Source organism: Luteibacter sp. KNZ12-1A, from assembly GCF_056755675.1.
Window position 1 is genome coordinate 22382 of the sequence record NZ_JBPGXU010000008.1, and the last position, 16216, is coordinate 38597.

General features: G+C 64.5%; 11 protein-coding genes and 1 tRNA gene. 7 read left to right on the forward strand and 5 right to left on the reverse strand.

All coding sequences use genetic code 11. The features are described 5' to 3' along the window. The first annotated feature begins 3 nt into the window (after positions 1-3). From ACR9ZJ_RS03530 to ACR9ZJ_RS03555, 6 genes are all read left to right on the forward strand, one after another. A complete protein-coding gene (locus ACR9ZJ_RS03530; protein ID WP_481286890.1) occupies positions 4-618 on the forward strand; it encodes a pilus assembly PilX family protein in 615 nt (204 codons plus the stop codon). Between the two features lie 11 nt (positions 619-629). Continuing rightward, positions 630-4436 carry a pilus assembly protein gene (locus ACR9ZJ_RS03535; RefSeq protein WP_481286891.1) on the forward strand — a complete coding sequence of 1269 codons (3807 nt, stop codon included), beginning with the start codon at positions 630-632 and terminating at the stop codon, positions 4434-4436. Further along, complete coding sequence (locus tag ACR9ZJ_RS03540) at positions 4426-4857, forward strand: type IV pilin protein (protein ID WP_481281069.1); 432 nt, start codon at positions 4426-4428, stop codon at positions 4855-4857. Before ACR9ZJ_RS03535 ends, ACR9ZJ_RS03540 begins: the two co-directional genes overlap by 11 nt. Next, complete coding sequence (locus ACR9ZJ_RS03545; RefSeq protein ID WP_481286892.1) at positions 4857-5492, forward strand: GspH/FimT family pseudopilin; 636 nt, start codon at positions 4857-4859, stop codon at positions 5490-5492. The genes ACR9ZJ_RS03540 and ACR9ZJ_RS03545 overlap by 1 nt, the downstream gene beginning before the upstream one ends. A gap of 48 nt (positions 5493-5540) precedes the next feature. After that, a tRNA-Val gene (locus tag ACR9ZJ_RS03550) sits at positions 5541-5615 on the forward strand. Between the two features lie 97 nt (positions 5616-5712). Beyond that, positions 5713-6045 carry a lipid-A-disaccharide synthase N-terminal domain-containing protein gene (locus tag ACR9ZJ_RS03555; RefSeq protein WP_371022045.1) on the forward strand — a complete coding sequence of 111 codons (333 nt, stop codon included), beginning with the start codon at positions 5713-5715 and terminating at the stop codon, positions 6043-6045. 134 nt (positions 6046-6179) lie between these two features. On the opposite strand, the gene metH is transcribed toward ACR9ZJ_RS03555, so the two are convergent. The 3 genes from metH to ACR9ZJ_RS03570 are packed head-to-tail and all read right to left on the reverse strand — an operon-like array spanning position 6180 to position 10900. Beyond that, positions 6180-8879, reverse strand: a complete 2700-nt coding sequence (metH, locus tag ACR9ZJ_RS03560) for a methionine synthase (RefSeq protein ID WP_481286893.1) — start codon at positions 8877-8879, stop codon at positions 6180-6182. Further along, entirely contained in the window at positions 8876-9958 is a 1083-nt protein-coding gene (locus ACR9ZJ_RS03565; protein ID WP_481286894.1) for a homocysteine S-methyltransferase family protein, read from the reverse strand. Before ACR9ZJ_RS03565 ends, metH begins: the two co-directional genes overlap by 4 nt. A gap of 15 nt (positions 9959-9973) precedes the next feature. After that, positions 9974-10900 carry an ArsR/SmtB family transcription factor gene (locus ACR9ZJ_RS03570; protein ID WP_481281064.1) on the reverse strand — a complete coding sequence of 309 codons (927 nt, stop codon included), beginning with the start codon at positions 10898-10900 and terminating at the stop codon, positions 9974-9976. 167 nt (positions 10901-11067) lie between these two features. Between ACR9ZJ_RS03570 and ACR9ZJ_RS03575 the strand changes: the two genes are divergently transcribed. Continuing rightward, positions 11068-12228 carry an acyl-CoA dehydrogenase family protein gene (locus tag ACR9ZJ_RS03575; protein WP_481286895.1) on the forward strand — a complete coding sequence of 387 codons (1161 nt, stop codon included), beginning with the start codon at positions 11068-11070 and terminating at the stop codon, positions 12226-12228. Between the two features lie 32 nt (positions 12229-12260). On the opposite strand, the gene ACR9ZJ_RS03580 is transcribed toward ACR9ZJ_RS03575, so the two are convergent. Together ACR9ZJ_RS03580 and ACR9ZJ_RS03585 are read right to left on the reverse strand one after the other, a co-directional pair. Then, positions 12261-12644 (reverse strand): VOC family protein, encoded by a 384-nt coding sequence (locus ACR9ZJ_RS03580; RefSeq protein WP_426287165.1) that lies wholly within the window; start codon positions 12642-12644, stop codon positions 12261-12263. Positions 12645-12910: 266 nt separating this feature from the next. Next, entirely contained in the window at positions 12911-16216 is a 3306-nt protein-coding gene (locus tag ACR9ZJ_RS03585) for a multidrug efflux RND transporter permease subunit (protein ID WP_481286896.1), read from the reverse strand.

The window sequence follows — 16216 nt, forward strand, 5'->3', positions numbered from 1 at the left end:
GACATGAAACGCTTTCCCCTTCATCGAGCATGGCAGGCGCCACGGCGGCAGGCTGGCGTCGTGCTCGTGATCGCGCTGATCTTCCTCCTGCTGATCACGATCCTCGCCATCGCCGCGTCCGGTACGTCACTCATGCAGCTGCGTCTCGCTGGCGGCCTGCGCAGTTCCCAGTTGGCCGACTTCGGTGCGGAATCCGCCCTTCGTGGCGCGGAGTGGCGCTTGTGGACGGCGAGCAATCTCGACCCCATGGCATGCACCACGTCAGGTCCCGTTTGCTACAAGTACGATGCCACCGTATCGAACACCGATGTGGAAGCGTTCCGTAATTCGCCGGGCTGGGTGGACACGGGAAGCACGGTGTATTCCGCCGGTACGCTCACGGCGGAAAGCGCGGACAAGACCTTCAAGCTGACCAAGGACCCGGTGTACATCATCGAAGACCTGGGTGTGGAGCTGCCGTCGGGCGCCGGCTCGCAGCACGAGTCGGGACAATCCTCGCCGGGTACCGGCAACACCAGCGTCGACAGCCATATCTACCGGATCACTTCCCGCTCGACCGGAGCGAACGACAACACGGTCCGAGTCATCGAGACCACGTTCGCGGCCAAGGCCAACTGAGAGATATCGTCATGAGCGCATCCCACCGCCTGCTTTCGGCCACTACCGTGCTGGTCCTGACGATGCTCGGGGGCCTGCCTGGATTGGCCAGTGCAGACAGTACCAATCTTGGCGCCATTCCGCCCGATCTCACGACATCCGTGGCGCCCAATGTCGCCGTGACCTTCGACGATTCCGGGTCGATGCAGAGTTTCTACATGGGCGACAACCGGCCGTTCGACAACAAGTCGTGGCAGGACACGGTAAGCGGCAACACGGGCTACTACATGCCCTGGGTCTGCGCGGGTGTCATCGATCCTCGTATCACCGACAAGACGGATCTCCGTTCGGAGGCGATGAACGGTGTCTATTTCAATCCGAACATTTCGTATACGCCGCCCGTGCGGGCCGATGGCACAGCGTTCCCGAATGCGGACGCGACATTGGCCTCCGTGTGGATGAATGGTATCGATGTCAATCGCCGCATCAATAAGCAGGCAACGTCCGCAGCCGCTTACCGGAACAATGGTAACAGCCAGGGCGATGCGTTCGATGGCCGCCAGGCCAACTTGCTCGGCGTGGTCGTGACGGATAAGAAAGGCAACGTCACCGATAACCGCTGGCGCTGCACACCCAACGCCACCAGTCCTTTCAACGGTACCTATACCGATCCCAACGGCCTGAAACCGATCGGCGGTCCCTACTATTGGCGCCTCAAGAGCACGGCCAATATCAAGAAATCCGATGGAACGGTCGACACCAGCGTGCTCTACAACTCCGCCAACTGGGAAGCGGTGGCCGTTCCATCCAGTAAATACCAGGATTTCGCGAACTGGTTCGCCTATTACCGCACGCGCAACATGATGACGCGTACGACCATGTCGCAGGCCTTCGCAAAGATCGGCAATTCGATCCGCATCGCCTGGCAGAACATGAAGAATCCGACTTCCACCACCACCACGGATCTTTCGGTGCGTTTCGGTGCGACGGCGAACTTGCAGGACATCGGCGACCTCACGTCGACGGTGCGCCAGAGTTTCTTCGACTGGATTTTCCAGGTCGTCGGCGGCAATGACACACCCGCGCGCGCGGCGACCATCCGTGCGTCGAACATCTTTCGCGCCGGACTGACCAAGGACGCGAACGATCCCTACTGGAACGGTCTTTCCGGCAACGACAGCGCCGATCTGGTCTGCCGCAGAAATTTCCACATGCTGGTGACGGATGGTTACTGGAACGAGACCGATCCCACGCTTCCGGCGGCAAGTGCCGACGGCGCCCCGGCCATGGGGTCCACCAATACCAGCCAGGTCAACCAGACGCTGCCCGACAAGACGGCCTATTCGACCAGCGACACCGTGTCGAAGATATACGGCAACGTTTCCGGTACCGTCTACACCTCGTCCATGGCGAATATCGCCTGGTATTTCTGGGCGACCGATCTCCAGCCCAAGCTGAAGGACGGAGTCAAGCCGTACTTGCCGGACCTGACGTCGTCGTCCGTGGTGGATCCGGATGCTCCCACCAAGAACGTGGATGTCTACTGGAATCCTTCCAATGACCCCGCTACATGGCAGCACGTCTCGCAGTTCTACGTGACGCTGGGCGTTGCCGGTTCCCTCGATTTTCCGAATGACCTCACCGCGCTTAAGGCAGGCACGAAAGCGTGGCCCCGGCCAGTCAACAATTCCCCACAGGCCGTCGACGACACATGGCACGGTGCGGTGAACAGCCGTGGCGGTTTCTTCAACGCATCCGACCCGACAACCCTGGTCAACAGCCTGGTGAACATCATCAAGTCGGTGCTTGCCACGACATCGAGCGCGGTTTCCGCAGCCTTGAGCTCCGGTGTGATCAGCACGGATGCGGTGACCTATGTTCCCAGCTTCTCGTCGACCGACTGGTCGGGCAAGCTCGAGGCTTATGCCGTGACATCCAGCGGTGGCCGTGGAAGCCTGCTATGGGAAGCAGGCAAGGCGCTCACCGATCGCACGGACTCACGCATCATCGTGACCAGCGCCGGCCCGGGCGAAGGGAAGGGCGTCGAGTACCTGTACGCCAACATGACGGCGGCACAGAAGGCGATCATGAACATCGCCCAGCCCGACCCGATTCCCGCCAATGTGATCAGCGACACCAACGGCGAGAAGCGCGTCAACTGGGTCCGTGGTGTCCGCACCGATGAAGGCACCCTGCTGCGCACGCGCACCTCGTTGCTGGGCGCGATCGTCAACGCGCAGCCTGTGTACGTAAGCTATCCCTCGAGTGGATATCGCGACTTCTTCCCCCCCATCGATGCCAGCACCCCGGCGCCCGAAACGGCTGCCTACACGAGTGATCCGAAGAAGAGCTATTCACAGTTCGTCGCCGATCACCTCGATCGTCAACCGATACTCTATGCGGCCGCGAACGACGGCATGTTGCATGCTTTCGACGCACGCCTGGCCGCACAGAGCGGATCCTCGCCCGGGCGGGAGCAGTGGGCCTACGTGCCCTCCGCTTCCTACCAGAAGCTCTGGTACTTCTCGAGGAAGAACAATTTCAGCTACCAGCCGACGGTGGACGCCACGCCGATCTATCGGGACGTCTACTTCAGCCAGGCCCGCCCCACATCGACGATCGGTTGGCACACCATCCTCGTGGGTGGCCTTCGTTATGGCGGCCGTGGCATCTATGCGCTGGACATCACCGATCCCACGGGTGCCAGTGCCACCGCCGTGGCGGGCAAGGTACTCTGGGAATTCAATTCCGACTCGGTGGGCGGTGCGAACCTGGGTTATACCTTTGGCCAGCCCAATATCGGCCGCCTGAAGAGCGGTAAGTGGGTCGTGCTGGTGCCAGGCGGTTATTTCCCGACCGATAGCCTCGATCCGGCCTACAACGCCACCGCGGCATCGAACAAGTTCAGTTCGCTCTTCGTCCTGGATGCGCAGACGGGTGCGGTGTTGAAGGAGTTTCAGACGCCGACGACCTATGGCGGCAGCGCCGTCACCAGCTTCGGACTGGCATCTCCGGTGCTGGGCGACTACGACAACGACCAGGTCGACGATGTCGCCTTCGCGGGCGATCTCGCGGGAAACCTGTGGCGTTTCGACCTGCGTGACATCAGCACGGGTACGGTCGACCTCATCTATCGTCCGACCAGCGGCAGCCCTGCGAACACGGTTCCCGGCGACCAGCCGATCACCGTGATGCCGCGACTGTTCCCCGACCCGAACTCGCAATACTTCATGGTCGTGTTCGGCACGGGCAAGTTCCTGGGCGACGACGACCGCACCACGACGGGTGCGAAGACCCAATCCGTCTACGGTATACGCGATCCGGGCCTGGGCAATACGACCGGCCTGCCGTGGACCCGCTCGAATCTGGTCGCGCAAGACCTGGTCGAAGACGCGAGCTTCAACCGTGGCTTGACCAGCAACGCGGTCGCGGGCAGCACGGGAGGGTGGTACTTCGACCTCGACGTGTCCGCGGGCGAGCGTGTCGTCGTCACGCCCACGGCGTTGTTCAATACCAACCGAGCGATCATCACCACGCTGATCCCGACCAGCCCCGACCCATGCAACCCCGGTCGTGCCGGTGCGTTGATGGTCGTTGACGCGGCGACGGGCGGGCCGGGTGCGGGCGTCGTCGGCACCGGTTCCTTTGGCGCCGGTTACTCGCTCGCCGGTGCGCGCGTCGACAATCCACCCGCGACGGGCAGCCTCGCCGCGGCGACCCTCATCGGTGGCGGCACCACCCTCGTTCCTGGGGTCACGCTGAAGGGTACATCCACCGCATTCTCGGTAGGCTCTCCCATCTGGCGTCGTCGTTCCTGGAGAATCCTCAATGACCAGTAAGCTTCGCCCCGTACGTGGCTTCACCCTCCTCGAACTGATGATCGTGGTCGTCGTCATGGCCATCCTGGCGACGATCGCGATCACCCAGTATGGCCGTTACGCCTACCGTGCACGCCGGGCGGATGGCCAGGAGTTGCTCATGCGCGTCGCCAACGCGCAGGAACGCTACTACGCCACGTTCAACCACTACGGCGATGACCCGGTGACGGGCGATCTCAAGCTCGGCAGCGCCACATCGGAGAAGGGGTACTACAAGGTCACCATCAACTCCGACGATCTGACCAAGACCTATACAGCGACGGCCGTTCCGCAAGGAGACCAGAGCGAGGACGTCTGCGGTTCGCTGAGCATCGACTCCACCGGAACGAAATTGCCGGCGTCGACGGACACGACGAGAAACACCAACGGGCGTTGCTGGTGATGCGCGCGCTGACGGTTGGTACAACCGGGGTGAGGGAGCGACCAGCCGGGCTTTCCCTGATCGAGCTGATGGTGACCATTTTCGTCCTGGCCATCCTGGCGGCGGTAGCGATACCCAGCTTCCGTTCGGTGATGAGCCGGGGCGACATCGCCAATGCGATCAATTCCCTCTCGGCGGACATGCAGTTCGCGCGTGGGCAGGCGGCGAGCCAGCACCGTTTCGTATCGATCTGCCGCAGCACCACGGGCACGGAATGCCAGGAGGCGACATCCGATCCCTTCGACTACGACGCTGGTTGGATCGTGTATTCCTACGACGTAACTGCGGATGGTGCGAACCAGGCCTTCGTCACCGGCGAGAAGAACATGGACATTCTTCGCTACACGCCGCAGATCCGGGGCGTGTCCCTGCGCGGGACGGACGGCTCGATCTTCACCTTCAACCAGACCGGTGAATTCGTGACCAGTACAGGCCGTACCACGCTGAACTTCGTGGCGTGTGCGCGTAAGCCAGGCGACCCGGTCAGCCAGGTCGGCACGAATGAAGAGGGCAGGCAGGGCTCGCTGTTGACCCTGCGTGCTTCCGGTGCGATCACGGTGACACCCTTGCCCCTGACCTCATCCTGTTTCCCCTGACCCGACCTTGACGGTCTGGCGGATTCTACGTAGAATCCCGCGCTCGATGGGCGGTTAGCTCAGCGGTAGAGCACTGCCTTCACACGGCAGGTGTCACAAGTTCGATCCTTGTACCGCCCACCATCGAATCCTGAAGACCCGGCCACGCGCCGGGTTTTCTTTTGGGTCACACCATGGTTCCCGGGGCTAAAATGCGCCGGCTCACCCAGCGGACACCGCCATGCACGAAGCCCTCGCCGATCTCCACCTGTTGACCCTCACGCCCTGGAAGATCATCGGTCTCCTGGGCACGTTGCTCTTCACCGCGCGCTGGTTCGTCCAGTTTTATGCGACCCGGAAGAACAAGAAGGTCACCGTGCCCATGTCCTTCTGGTACCTGTCGGTCAGCGGCAGCGTGCTGACGCTCGCCTATTTCATCTGGGGCAAGAACGATTCGGTGGGCATCATCCAGACGGCCTTTCCGATGATCGTGTCGTTCTACAACGTGTTCGCGCACCTGAAGCATCGCGAGCGGGGGGAGACGGTAAAGCCAGGTGGGCCGGAGGAGACTTGAGGGCTGGGGTTGGGTGACGGTTTGGCGAGCACCCGATCGCCGCTTAAGCGGCTTCCCACCGGGGGCTTCCTACCAGTTGCATCCCACCAGTGACTTCTCACTAGCGGCTTCCCACCCGAAGGTGGGAGCCGTCTTCAGTCAGGGTCGTAGTCGAGGTAGGGGGCTAGCCAGCGTTCGGCTTCGCGGCGTTCCCAGCCCTTGCGCCGGGCGTAGTCCTCGACCTGTTCGCGGCTGACCCTGCCGACCACGAAGTACTGGCTGTCGGGGTGGGAGAAATACCAGCCGGATACGGCGGCCGTGGGGTACATGGCGAAGCTGTCGGTGAGCTGGATCGACGTGTGTTCGGTGGCCTGCAGCAGGTCGAACAAGGTCCGCTTCTCGGAATGTTCCGGGCACGCGGGATAGCCCGGGGCCGGGCGGATGCCGCGATACCGCTCCGCGACAAGGGCGTCGTTGTCCAAGGCCTCGTCGGGCTGGTAACCCCAGAACTCCTTGCGCACGCGCTCGTGCATGCGTTCGGCGAAGGCTTCCGCCAGACGGTCGGCCAGGGCCTTGAGCAGGATCGAGGAGTAGTCGTCGTGCACCGCCTCGAAGCGGGCCACGTGCTCGTCGATGCCGATGCCCGCGGTCACGGCGAAACCGCCGATCCAGTCCTGTACACCACTGTCCTTCGGCGCGACGAAATCCGACAGGCAGAAGTCCGGACGATCGGCCGGTTTATCCACCTGCTGGCGCAAGTGGTGCAGGGTGGTCACCGCCTTGCGCTTGCCGGTGCCCGCCTCGGCGTAAACCTCGATATCGTCGCCCGACTGCGCGGCGGGCCAGAAGCCGATCACGCCCTTGGCCGTAAGCCACTTCCCGGCGATGAGCTTGTCGAGCATCGCCTGCGCATCGTTGTAGAGCTCGGTGGCCTGCGGCCCGACGATCTCGTCGTCGAGGATGGCCGGGAACTTGCCGGCCAGTTCCCACGCGTTGAAGAACGGCGACCAGTCGATATAGCCGCGCAGTTCGGCAAGGTCGTAGTCGTCGAACACGGTGACGCCGGGCACGCGTGGCGTGGGCGGCGTATAGGCCTGCCAGTCGCCCGTGTAGCGCTGGGCGCGGGCCTTCGACAGGGGCACCAGTTGCTTGCCCGCGCCGCGGCTCTTGTGGCGATCGCGCACCTCCGCGTACTCGGCGCGCACCTTGGTCATGAACTCGTCGACGAGGTCCTTGCTGACCAGCGACTGCGCGACGCCGACGGCTCGCGAGGCGTCCTTCACCCACACGGTGGGCGACTTGTAATGCGGCTCGATGCGCAACGCTGTATGCGCGCGCGAGGTGGTCGCGCCGCCGATCATCAGCGGCACGCGGAAATCCTGCCGCTCCATCTCGCGGGCGACCTGGCTCATTTCTTCCAGCGAAGGCGTGATCAGGCCGGAGAGGCCGATGATGTCGGCGTTCTCGGCGCGCGCGATGTCCAGGATCTTCTGGGTCGGCACCATCACGCCGAGGTCGATCACCTCGAAGTTGTTGCACTGGAGCACCACGCCGACGATGTTCTTGCCGATGTCGTGGACGTCGCCCTTGACCGTCGCGAGCACGATCTTGCCGTTGTTCTTGCCGGCGTCGCCGGAACGCAGCTTCTCTTCCTCGATATAGGGAATCAGGTGCGCGACGGCCTTCTTCATCACCCGGGCGGATTTCACCACCTGGGGCAGGAACATCTTGCCGGCGCCGAACAGGTCGCCCACCACGTTCATGCCGGCCATCAGCGGCCCCTCGATCACATCGAGCGGGCGCCGGGCGACCAGGCGCGCCTCTTCCGTATCCTCCACCACGAACTGGTCGATGCCGTGCACGAGCGCATGGGTCAACCGTTCGGCGACAGGCTTGTCGCGCCATGCGGCGGTTTCAACCGCCACCTCGCCCTTGCCGCCCTTGTAGCGGTCGGCGATCTCGAGCAGGCGTTCGGTCCCGTCCGGGCGGCGGTTCAGTACCACGTCTTCGACGCGTTCGCGTAGTTCCTCGGGCAGGTCGTCGTAGATCGCCAGCGCACCGGCGTTGACGATGCCCATGTCCATGCCCGCGGCGATCGCGTGGTAGAGGAACACCGAGTGGATCGCTTCGCGCACCGGATTGTTGCCACGGAACGAGAACGATACGTTGGAGACTCCGCCGGACACATGCGACGAGGGGAAGCGCTTCTTCAGTTCGCGCGTCGCCTCGATGAAATCCACCGCGTAGTTGTTGTGTTCCTCGATGCCGGTGGCGATGGCGAAGATGTTGGGATCGAAGATGATGTCTTCCGGGGGGAAGCCCAGCTCGTTCACCAGCAGTTCGTGGGCGCGTGAACAGATCTCGATCTTGCGCTGCTTGGTGTCGGCCTGGCCGGCCTCGTCGAAGGCCATCACGACCACGGCGGCACCGTACTGGCGGACCTTGCGTGCATGGTCGAGGAAGGCGGCTTCGCCTTCCTTCATCGAGATGGAATTGACGATGCCCTTGCCCTGCATGCAACGCAGGCCGGCCTCGATCACGCTCCACTTCGAGGAATCCACCATGATCGGCACGCGCGCGATGTCGGGCTCGGAGGAGATCAGGTTGATGAAGCGGGTCATCGCCGCCTCGGAATCGATCAGGCCCTCGTCCATGTTCACGTCGAGGATCTGCGCACCGTTCTCCACCTGTTGGCGGGCCACGTCCACGGCTTCCTCGTAGCGGCCCTCCTTGATCAGCTTGCGGAACTGGGCCGAGCCGGTGACGTTGGTACGTTCGCCGACGTTGATGAAGTTGAGGTCCGGCGTGAGGACCAGCGGCTCTAGGCCGGACAGGCGCGTGTATCGAATGCTCATGCGGCTTGTGCGGTGTCCTTGGGAACGCGAGGCGGGTAGGGCGCCACGGCGGCGGCGATCGCCGCGATATGCGCGGGCGTGGTGCCGCAGCAGCCGCCTACGATGTTGATGAGGCCGTCGGCGGCGAAGCCACGGATGGTCGCGGCCATGCTTTCCGGGGTCTCGTCGTATTCGCCGAAGGCGTTCGGCAGTCCCGCGTTCGGGTGCGTGCTGACGGCGCTGCCGGCGATGCGCGCGAGCATCTGCACGTGCGGCCGCAGGTCGTCGGCGCCGAGCGCGCAGTTCAGGCCTACCGACAGCGGCTGGATGTGTTCCACGGAATAGAAGAACGCCTCGGCGGTCTGGCCCGAGAGCGTGCGCCCGGAGCGATCGGTGATCGTGCCCGAGATCATCACGGGCACGCGCGCACCGAGTTCGTTGAACAGCTCGCTCAGCGCGAACAGCGCGGCCTTGGCGTTGAGCGTGTCGAAGATCGTCTCGACCATGATCGTATCCGCGCCGCCCTCGATCAGGGCACGCGCGGCTTCGACATAGTTCGCCGTCAGTTCCTCGAACGTCACGTTGCGGAAGCCCGGATCGTTCACGTCGGGTGAGATCGAAGCGGTGCGGCTCGTGGGCCCGAGGACACCGATGACGAAACGCGGCTTGTCCGGCGTGCGCCGGGTCATCTCGTCGCAGGCCTCGCGGGCGATGCGAGCGCCTTCGCGATTCAGTTCGGGCACGAGATGCTCGAGGTGGTAATCGGCCTGGCTGACGCGCGTGGCGTTGAAGGTGTTCGTCTCGACGAAATCCGCGCCGGCTTCGAGGTACGCCATGTGCACGCCGCGGATGATGTCCGGCTGGGTCAGCAGGAGCAGGTCGTTGTTGCCCTTCAGGTCGCACTCGCCGGGGTGGTCGTGGCCGTGTTCGTGCGTGCTGTCGTTGCCGCCGGCGAACCGTTCGCCGCGATAGCCGGATTCGTCCAGCTGGTGCCCCTGGAGCATGGTGCCCATGCCGCCGTCGAGGATCATGATGCGCTCGGCGAGGCCCTTCTGGATCAGGGCGACGCGATCGGGATGGAGCCAGGGAAGGTTCTTCATGGGATATGTCTCCGCTCAGGGCTTGCGCGCGAGAAGACTGATGACTTCGAAATGCGGGGCGCGACGCTCGCGGCTCAGGCGCTCGCAGCTGACCACGTCCAGCCCGGCCTTCCGCGCCATGGCCGTGAGGCCGTCGCAGGTGAAACCGAGGTTGCGGTGGTCGAAGGGCTCGACGACGGCGCGGTGGTCGTGTTCGCCGAGCGTGGAAACGAGCAGGCGTCCGCCCGGCTTCAACACCCGGGCCACCTCGGCGAAGACCTGTTGCGGCTGCTCGGAATAGGTGAGGGCGTGCAACAGCAGGACAAGATCGAACTGCCGGCCGCCCAGGTCCAGCGCGTGCATGTCGCCGGTGCGCACGTCCACGTTGGTGAAGCTTGACAGGCGTTGGCGCGCCGCTTCGACGACGCGCTCGGAGCTGTCGATGCAGACGATGGAATGCGCATGCGGGGCCAGCAATTCGGCGGTGACGCCATCGCCCGAGGCGATGTCGAGCACGTCGCCCGTGGCGAGCAACTGCAACAGCGACCGGGCCAGTGTTTCCCACGTGCGTCCGGGTGAGTAATGCCGCTCCATGTCGCCGGCCACCGTGTCCGCCCAGCCTTCGGCGCGGGCGCGCTGGGCCAGTACCGTGGGCAGGCGTTCCGCGTCTTCGCGCAGCAGGGCGTCGCTCAAGGTGTCGCGCAGGGACGCCACCAGGGCGGCGAGGGTGGGGTCCGCCTCGGCGTTGGCGCGATAATAGGCGGATACGCCGGCCCGCCGATCGCGTACCAGTTCCGCCTCTTTCAGCTTCGCCAGGTGCGTCGACACGCGAGGCTGGGCGAGGTGCAGCACGGCCGCCAGTTCGGCGACCGTCAGTTCCTCGCGATCCAGCAGGGCGAGCAGGCGGACGCGGGTGGGATCGGCCAGGAGCCGAAGCACCGTGGAGGCCGTCGACAGGTCCATCCAACATCCTTATATCGCGATACAGAGATACCTAGGATGCGGCCAGTGCGCCCGGGCGTCAAGGCCATGTTGCAGTGCACGGAGGCACCGACTCGAACGACCGTTACAATGGTGGGCTTGTCTCCACCCAAGACTTTGCCGCCCGTCAGGCCGGCGCGAGGAACACCATGGATTTCCGCTTTACCGACGACCAGCTGTCGATCCAGTCCATCGCCCGCGATTTCGCGCAGAAGCGGATCGCCCCCGTGGCCGCCGAACTGGATGCCAAGGGCGAATTTCCGCTCGAGAACATCCAGGAAATGGGCCAACTGGGCCTGATGGGCATCGAGGTGCCGGAAGCCTACGGTGGCGCGGGTATGGACCCGGTCTCCTACGTACTGGCCATGGTCGAGATCGCCGCGGCCGACGCGGCCACCTCCACGATCATGTCGGTGAACAATTCCCTGTTCTGCAACGGCATCCTGAAGAACGGTACCGAAGAGCAGAAGCAGAAGTACGTGCGCGCCATCGCTTCGGGCGAAGCCATCGGCGCCTATGCGCTCACCGAGCCGCAGTCGGGTTCGGACGCCTCGAACATGCACACCCGCGCGGTGAAGAACGCCGACGGTGACTGGGTCATCAACGGCAAGAAGAGCTGGATCACCTCCGGCCCCGTCGCCCGCTACATCGTCTTGTTCGCCGTGACCACGCCGGGGATCGGCGCGCGCGGTGTCTCCGCCTTCATCATCGATACCGCGCGCGAGGGATTCCTCGCCGGCAAGACCGAGCCGAAGCTCGGCATCCGCGCGTCGGCCACCTGCGAGATCGAATTCCACGATTACGTGTGCCCGAAGGAAGACATGCTGGGCGAAGAGGGCAAGGGCTTCGCGATCGCCATGGGCGTGCTTGACGCCGGCCGCATCGGTATCGCGTCGCAGGCCGTGGGCATCGCGCGTGCCGCTTATGAGGCCACCTTGCAGTGGTCGCGCGACCGCAAGGCCTTCGGCCACCCGATCGGCACGTTCCAGATGACCCAGGCCAAGATCGCCGACATGAAGTGCAAGCTCGACGCGGCCCTGCTGCTGACGCTGCGCGCGGCGTGGACCAAGGCGCAGACGGATAAGAACGGCGGTCGCTTCGGCACCGAGGCCTCGATGGCCAAGCTGGTCGCCTCCGAGGCCGCGATGTGGATCACCCACCAGGCCGTGCAGATTCACGGTGGGATGGGTTACTCGAAGGAAATGCCGCTGGAGCGCTACTTCCGCGACGCGAAGATCACCGAGATCTACGAAGGCACCAGCGAGATCCAGCGCCTCGTGATCGCGCGCGCCGAAACCGGGTTGCGTTAACGCCCGGTCTCCGTCGTCCAGGGATGGACGGCTCAGGCGGAGTGAAAGACCGCCTCGATGTTATGGCCGTCCGGGTCGAGCACGAAACCGCCGTAATATCCCGCGTGATAGTGCGAGCGCGGTCCCGGCGGACCATTGTCCCGGCCGCCGGCGGCGAGCGCTGCCTCGTGGAACGCACGCACCAGCTGTGTCGACGCGACGCGGAAGGCGACATGCACGGGCGGCTGGTTCGGCTCACCTTTGTAGATCCAGAAGTCGGGCTTGCCGCCCTCGCCGAAGCCGGCCACGTCGGTGCGGCCGGTGACGGACGCTGGGAAGATCGCCAGCAACTCGTAGCCGATCGCACCCAATGCCTTCTGGTAGAACGCCTTGCTGCGCTCGAAGTCGCTGACGGTGACGCCGGTGTGATCGATCATCTGGAACTCCTGATGGGGCGGGTGTTGCCGTCCACGCAGCTTATCCGCATTCCCGCCATTTCCTGAAACCGTCCATGGGGGCGGTGTTCGCGCATCGCTGGGATTCGTTCGGGGACGGCTCGGCTTCGCCCTCGCGCTCGTTGTGTGCGACGAGGGTGGCGGCCGACGGCTCTGCCCCACGCCGGCCCGTCGCCGCGGGATCGCCGACAGGTCGGCTCCCACCGGGAGTGCAAAGAAAAAGCCCGGCTTTCGCCGGGCTTCTCTTGTTACGGACGGTCGGTTCCGCGTCGCGGGTCCGAGTCGAAGGCGGTGACGTCGCCTACGTTCGGGGCGTGAGGCCCGACGTTGGGCGAGGGGCTTCCGCCGTGGGGACCGTGTCCGTCCGGATCGCCGCCGTGGTGGGGCATCTTGCCGGACACCTCGTCCAGCTTGTCGCCCAGCATGCGGCGGACGCTGACGTAGAACACCGGGATCAGCAGCAGGCCGAGGAAGGTGGCGAACAGCATGCCGCCGATGACGCCCGTGCCGATCGCGTGGCGGGAGTTGGCGCCCGCGCCGGTGGAGATCGCGAGTGGGAACACGCCGAGGATGAAGGCCAGCGAGGTCATCAGGATGGGGCGGAGTCGCAGTCGCGCGGCCTCGATCACGCCTTCGCGCAGCGTCTTGCCGTCCTGTTGCTGTTCCACCGCGAATTCCACGATCAGGATCGCGTTCTTCGCCGCCAGGCCGATGACGGTGATCATGCCGATCTTGAAGTAGATGTCGTTCGGCAGGCCACGCAGCATCGAGAAGACCACGGTGCCGAGGATGCCCAGCGGCACCACCAGCAGCACGGAGACCGGGATCGACCAGCTCTCGTACAACGCGGCGAGGCAGAGGAACACGATCACGACCGATAGCGCCAACAGCAACGTCGACGAGTTGCCGGATAGGATTTCCTGGTACGACTGGCCCGTCCAGTCGTAGCCGAAGCCCTTGGGCAGCTTGTCGTTGACGATGCCTTCGACGATGGCCATCGCCTGGCCGGTCGAGTACCCCGGCGCCTGGTTACCGACGATTTCCACCGCGGAATAGCCGTTGTAGCGGTTGAGCGTCGGCGCGGCCATCGTCCACTTCGAACTGACCACGCTGGACAGCGGGATCATGGCGTTGTCCAGCGCCGTGGAGGCACTGGCGACCGTCGACGAAGTGCTCGTGCCGGTCGAGGACGTAGCCAGAGTGCTGGGCGTGAAGATGTGCTGGAAAGCGTCGGTGCCCATGCGGTAGGGCGCGTCCGCCTGCAGCATCACGCGCTTCACGCGTCCGCCGTAGGAGAAGTCGTTGACATACACCGGGGCCAGCGTGAGCTGGATCGCCGTATAGATGTCGCTGACCGAGAGGCCCATCGTCTGCGCCTGCGTGCGGTCCACCTGCAACTGAAGCAGCGGCGCGTCCTCGAGCGTATTCGGACGCACGCCCACCAGGGCGGTGTTCTGCGCCGCCGCGCCGAGCAGCATGTTGCGGGCCTGGGTCAGTTCGTCGCGGGACTGGCCGGCACGCGCCTGCAGGTACATGTCGATACCGCCGAACTGCGAGAGTCCGCGGATCGTCGGCAGGTTGACGACGAAGATCGTGGCGTCGCGCACGGCCTGCATCTTGCCGTTCGCTTGCTGGATGAACTCGGTGGCCGTGAGGTCACGCTTGTCCCAGTCCTTCAGGCGGATGAAGGTCATGCCGACGTTCTCGCCCTGGCCCACGAAGCTGAAGCCCGAGATCTGGAAGATACCGTCGACGGAGACATCCTTGAGCAGGATGCCGCGCATGTCGCTCATCACCTTCTCGGTGCGCGCCAGGCTGGAGCCCGGCGGCAGCTGCACGATGGCCAGTGCGTAGCCCTGGTCCTCGTCCGGCACGAAGCTGGTCGGCAGGCGGGTGAACAGGAAACCGCACAGGACGGCGATCAGCACGAACACCATCATCCAGCGGGGAGCGTGGCGCACCGCACCGCCGATATGGCCGGAGTAGGTGTGCTGCACCCAGTCGAACACCTGGTTGAACTTGCGATAGACGACGTTCTTCTTCTTCTCGCCGTGTTCGTGCCGGAGGATCGTGGCGCACAGCGCCGGCGTGAACGACAGGGCGAGGAAGGCCGAGAAGCCCATCGACACCGCGATGGTCAGCGCGAACTGCTTGTAGATGATGCCCGATGCACCCGGCTGCAGGGCCGAAGGCACGAACACGGCCGCCAGCACCACGGTGATCGCGACGACGGCGCCGGTGATCTGGCCCATCGCCTTGCGAGTGGCTTCCTTCGGCGGCAAGCCTTCCTCGGACATGATGCGTTCGACGTTCTCGATCACGACGATCGCGTCGTCCACCACGATACCGATCGCCAGCACCATGCCGAACAGGGTCAGCTGGTTCACCGTGAAACCGAGCGGCGACAGGCCCAGGAAGGTGCCGAGCAAGGCCACCGGGATGACCAGGGTCGGGATGATCGTGGCGCGGAAGTTCTGCAGGAACAGCAGCATCACGAGGAAGACCAGGATCACCGCTTCGACGAGGGTGTGCACCACTTCCTCGATCGAGATCGTCACGAACTTGGTCGTGTCGTACGGAGCGAACCAGGTCACGCCTTCGGGGAAGCTGCGGGACAGCTCGTCCATCTTGGCGCGCACGGCATTGGCCACGTCCAGCGCGTTGGCACCGGGCAGCAGCTGCACGCCGAACGAACCGGTGGACGTTCCGTTCCACTGCGCGTTGAAGCCGTAGGTCTGCGGGCCCAGCTCCACGCGGGCGACGTCCTTCAGGCGCACGACGGTACCGTCGTTGTTGGCGCGCAGGATGATGTCCGCGAATTCCTGGGGCGTGGTGAAGCGCCCTTCCGCCGAGACCGTGGCGCTGAAGCCCTGGCCGTTCACGGCCGGGTCGGTACCGATCGAGCCGGCGGCGAACTGCACGTTCTGCGTGCTGAGCGCGTTACGCAGGTCGCTGGCCGAAAGGCCGTAGCCACGCAGCTTGTCCGGGTTCAGCCAGACGCGCATGCCGTACTCGGAACCCAGCTGGCGCGTGCTGCCCACGCCCGGGATGCGGGCGATCTGGTCGAGCACCTGCGAGGAGACGATGTCGGTCAGGCGGTTGCCGTCGATGGCCGGGTTGGTCGATGTCAGCGCGATGAACATCAGGAAGTCGGGGTTGGACTTGGCCACCACGACGCCCTGCTGGGTCACTTCCGACGGCAGGCGCGGCGTCGCGAGCGACACCTTGTTCTGCACCTGCACCTGGGCGATATCGGGATCGGTGCCGGTCTCGAAGGTCAGCGTCACGGTAGCCGTGCCGCTGGAGCTCGAGGCGGAACTGAAGTAGAGCAGGTGGTCGATACCCGTCAGCTGCTGCTCGATCACCTGGGTCACGGTCTTTTCGGTCGTGTCCGCGCTCGCACCCGGATAGGTCGCCGTGACGACGACCTGTGGCGGGGCGATGTTCGGATACGACTCGATGCCCATGTTCAGCAGGGCGATCGTGCCGCAAAGGCTGATCAGGATCGCCACGACCCACGCGAAGATGGGACGGTCGATGAAGAAACTCGGCAT

Bases quoted from the DNA above. Each gene is read 5' to 3' on its own strand.
- ACR9ZJ_RS03545 (WP_481286892.1), top strand. From the start codon at position 4,857: ATGCGCGCGCTGACGGTTGGTACAACCGGGGTGAGGGAGCGACCAGCC.
- ACR9ZJ_RS03540 (WP_481281069.1), top strand. From the start codon at position 4,426: ATGACCAGTAAGCTTCGCCCCGTACGTGGCTTCACCCTCCTCGAACTG.
- ACR9ZJ_RS03565 (WP_481286894.1), bottom strand. From the start codon at position 9,958: ATGAAGAACCTTCCCTGGCTCCATCCCGATCGCGTCGCCCTGATCCAG.
- ACR9ZJ_RS03570 (WP_481281064.1), bottom strand. From the start codon at position 10,900: ATGGACCTGTCGACGGCCTCCACGGTGCTTCGGCTCCTGGCCGATCCC.
- ACR9ZJ_RS03535 (WP_481286891.1), top strand. From the start codon at position 630: ATGAGCGCATCCCACCGCCTGCTTTCGGCCACTACCGTGCTGGTCCTG.
- metH (WP_481286893.1), bottom strand. From the start codon at position 8,879: ATGAGCATTCGATACACGCGCCTGTCCGGCCTAGAGCCGCTGGTCCTC.
- ACR9ZJ_RS03530 (WP_481286890.1), top strand. From the start codon at position 4: ATGAAACGCTTTCCCCTTCATCGAGCATGGCAGGCGCCACGGCGGCAG.
- ACR9ZJ_RS03555 (WP_371022045.1), top strand. From the start codon at position 5,713: ATGCACGAAGCCCTCGCCGATCTCCACCTGTTGACCCTCACGCCCTGG.
- ACR9ZJ_RS03575 (WP_481286895.1), top strand. From the start codon at position 11,068: ATGGATTTCCGCTTTACCGACGACCAGCTGTCGATCCAGTCCATCGCC.
- ACR9ZJ_RS03580 (WP_426287165.1), bottom strand. From the start codon at position 12,644: ATGATCGATCACACCGGCGTCACCGTCAGCGACTTCGAGCGCAGCAAG.
- ACR9ZJ_RS03585 (WP_481286896.1), bottom strand. From the start codon at position 16,216: ATGCCGAGTTTCTTCATCGACCGTCCCATCTTCGCGTGGGTCGTGGCG.